The sequence below is a fragment of the Mucilaginibacter sp. genome, assembly GCF_036383575.1.
GTDB lineage: Bacteria > Bacteroidota > Bacteroidia > Sphingobacteriales > Sphingobacteriaceae > Mucilaginibacter.
Genome location: NZ_DASVOB010000502.1, coordinates 1 through 3,671 on the forward strand (window position 1 = coordinate 1; position 3,671 = coordinate 3,671).

The following is a 3,671-nucleotide window of genomic DNA, read 5'->3' on the forward strand; positions in this document are numbered from 1 at the left end:
ACAAATTTGTGGTTGAGGCTACCAATAACGATGGCGTTTGGAGTAAAAACAAAGCCGAAATGATCATTACGCTAACCCCGCCGTGGTGGAAATCGGGCCTTGCTAAAATTATTTACGCGATGCTGTTCCTATCGGTATTGACCGGTATTTACATTTATCAGGCAAGATGGTACCGTCTTAAACGCGAGATGGAAGTGCGCGCGATAAACGAAAATAAACGTGAAGAAATGCACCAGCAGCGCGAAGAGCTTTACCAGCAGCAACTGATGTTTTTTACCAACGTTTCGCACGAATTCCGCACTCCGTTAACGCTGATCCTTGGTCCGCTTGAAAGCCTTATCGGCCAAAACAAAAACCCCGCGCTTGATTATTCATACCAGCTCATGCACCGGAATGCCAAAAGGTTGATGAACCTCATCAGTGAGCTTATGAACTTTAAAAAAGTGGCCGACAGCATTATCAGATTGCAGGTGCAGCCATTGATGATCAGCCAGTTTTGCAAAGACCTTACCTGGGAGTTCCAAAACCTGGCTATTAGCAAAAGCATCACTTTTGAGGTTAACGATCATACACAAGATCAAACAGCGGCTGCGCAGGTAGCCCCGTTCGATGTTCAGGTGCTCGAAAAGATCCTCTTTAACCTGTTAAATAATTCATTTAAATATACCAATGCAGGGGGCCAGGTATCTTTCGATGTCTTTTTTGATATGGAACAATTTAAGCCATCCTTTAACAGTGGGTTCGAATTGCTAAATAAAGGTCATCGCGCAAAAAAATATATTTATTTCAGAGTTGCCGATACCGGGATAGGGATCTCCAGCGACTCTATTACCCGAATTTTTGACAGGTATTACCGCATCAGTAAAAACCATCTGGGTTCGGGTGTTGGTTTAGCATTGGTTAAAAGCCTTACCCAACTGCATAAAGGCGATATCTACGTTTATAGTGAAAGATACAAGGGTACAGAAATTATTATAGGCATTCCCTGGGGAGAAGAAAATTATGATTTGGCTGAGAAGGCCATGGGAAGTAGTGTGGAGGCCCAGCTGGAAGTTATTGATAATGCTATCCTGATCCCGTTACCTGATCATGAACCCGGCAACCATCAAACTCCGCTAAAAAGCCGCAAACACATATTGCTTGTTGAGGATAACCACGAGCTGCGCGTGTTTTTAAAACAAGCCTTTGAAAAGTATTATGTTGTTTATGAAGCCGAAGATGGCCGGCAGGGCATTGAAATGGCCACCGAAAAAGTACCGGACCTTATTATAAGTGATGTAATGATGCCAGGCATGAATGGCATTGAGCTTTGTAAACTGGTCAAGGAACAGTTTGAAACCAGCCATATCCCGTTTGTCATTTTATCGGCCAAAGATGCCTTGGATACTAAAATTGAAGGTATGGAATCGGGGGCCGATTTCTATTTTGCCAAACCTTTAAGTATTGATCTGTTGCTGTTAACGGTTAGCAACATATTTGAACAGGCCGAAAAGCTTAAGCAGCGTTATGCCAAAGATTACCTGTCGGAAGCTACGGAACTGGTACATTCTGAAAAGGACAAAGAGTTTTTTCAAAAGCTGATCAACGTGATTGAAGATAACATACAGGACCTTGATCTTGATGTCGACTTTTTGTGTAAGCATTTATACATCAGCCGTACCAAACTGTATCAAAAAATAAAAGGGATCTCCGACCAATCGGTTGGCGAGTTTATCCGCACGGTTAGGCTAAAGCGGGCCATCCAGATCATGACCCATGAAGATGTATCCATGAATGAGGTGGCCGATAGGATAGGCCTGCAAAGCAATTCTAATTTTTCGAGGGCATTTAAAAAGGAGTATGGCAAATCGCCCTTGCAGTTCATGCAATCGTTAAAAAAAGTCTGAGTATAACAGTATCCCAATATTAGAAAAATGAACAGAACGTCAACAAAAATGTATAATTTGCTATGTTCCTAAATCAATTTAGCATTAATTTGTGACGCTAATTAAAACCTATCAATGAACAATCCAATTAAAACCCTGATCAGTTTAACACTATTGATTTTTTTTACGGTGAACGCTGCAAACGCGCAAACCAAACCGGTGTACACCAAATATGTAAATACGTTTATAGGGACCGCGCCGCTCAACGACCCTAAAATTCTTGGTTATAAGTTGCCTGATGGATGGCGATCATGGGCCGGGCTTACCTTTCCAGGCAGCTCATTGCCAAATGCCATGGTACAATTAAGCCCTATTACAGCTTATGGATCCGGCGCGGGCTATCAATATGAAGACTCGGTTATTTATGGCTTTACACACACCAACAAAGGCCACTGGAACCTATGTAATATCCCTATCCTGCCCGTATCAAACCCACAAGGCAATAAATTCGGTTCAAGGTTTTCGCATAAAAAAGAAAGTTCGGCTCCTGGCTTTTACCAGGTATACCTTGACGATTATAACGTAAACGTGAACCTTACTTCAACCTTAAGGTGCGGCTATCATCAATACCAGTTTAAAAACAACAGCAACAGGCAAATCCTTTTTGATTTAGGTAAAGCCAACAGCAGAGTATCAACCTGGCGCATAGAGCAGGTGGGGCCTAATGCGGTGCAAGGATTTCAGGGCGGCGAAAATGTTTATTTCTACGCCACGATAAACACCAAAATCAATAAACTGGAAAAAACAGAGGAAGGCCAGCGCAGCGGGTACGCCATGTTGTATCTGGCTGATGGCGGTACAGGCACCGTTGAATTGAAGATAGGCTTATCATTTGTAAGCGAAAAAAATGCTAAAGAAAACCTGGAGAAAGAGATCGGCAATAAAAGCTTCGATGCTATCCGTGGGGAAGCATCACAAACCTGGGAAAAACTGTTATCAACCATACAGGTAAAAGGTGGTACCGAAAAACAAAAACGCATGTTTTATTCATGCCTGTACCGCTCGTTCCTGTGGCCTGCCCTGCGCAGCGATGTAAACGGCGAGTTTACAGATGCCAAAAGAAATGTAGTGAAAACCGGTAACAGGTATTATACGGAACCGTCGCTATGGGATACCTATCGAAATAAAGATGTGCTGCTGGGTTTGATCACGCCTGATGTTACCCTTGATGTTATCAAATCATTGAAAGATGTTGGCGATAAAACAGGCTTTATCCCTACGTTTTTTCATGGTGATCATGGGGCTTCGTCTATTGCCGGGGCTTACCTGAGGGGAATTGACAATTTTGATGTTGAGGGCACCTACAAACTGTTGCTAAGGAATGCCAATGTTGAAGGCGGTCCGCGGCCATTTATTAACGAGTATATTAAAAAAGGTTATATTTCTGATCCAGATATCGCCAAACCAGAAGTAGAAACCAAAGCCAAGGCCGGTGTTTCAAAAACATTGGAGTATTCGTACGATGATTATTCGGTAGCCCAGATAGCCAAAAAACTGGGAGATACAGCTAATTACCGGATCCTGATGGCGCGTTCAAAAAACTATAAAAACATGTTCGATCCATCAACCCGGTTTATGCGCGGCAGGTTGGAAAATGGCGAATGGATCAAAAACTTCGACCCGCAGCATCCGTACTACGAGTACATGTACCGCGAGGCCAACGCATGGCAGGTATCCTTTTTTGCACCGCATGATATGCCGGGGCTGATCAAGCTTTACGGCGGGTCAAAAGGCTTTGAATCAAAA

Annotated in this window: 2 protein-coding genes; both read left to right on the top strand. The window is 43.1% G+C overall.

The window, feature by feature from the left end; genetic code table 11:
* On the top strand, positions 1–1,886 hold a 1,886-nt coding region (locus tag VF500_RS17865), incomplete at its 5' end, for a hybrid sensor histidine kinase/response regulator transcription factor (protein ID WP_330860981.1).
* A gap of 114 nt (positions 1,887–2,000) precedes the next feature.
* Positions 2,001–3,671: GH92 family glycosyl hydrolase (locus tag VF500_RS17870; protein ID WP_330860982.1), on the top strand; the 1,671-nt coding region annotated here is incomplete at its 3' end.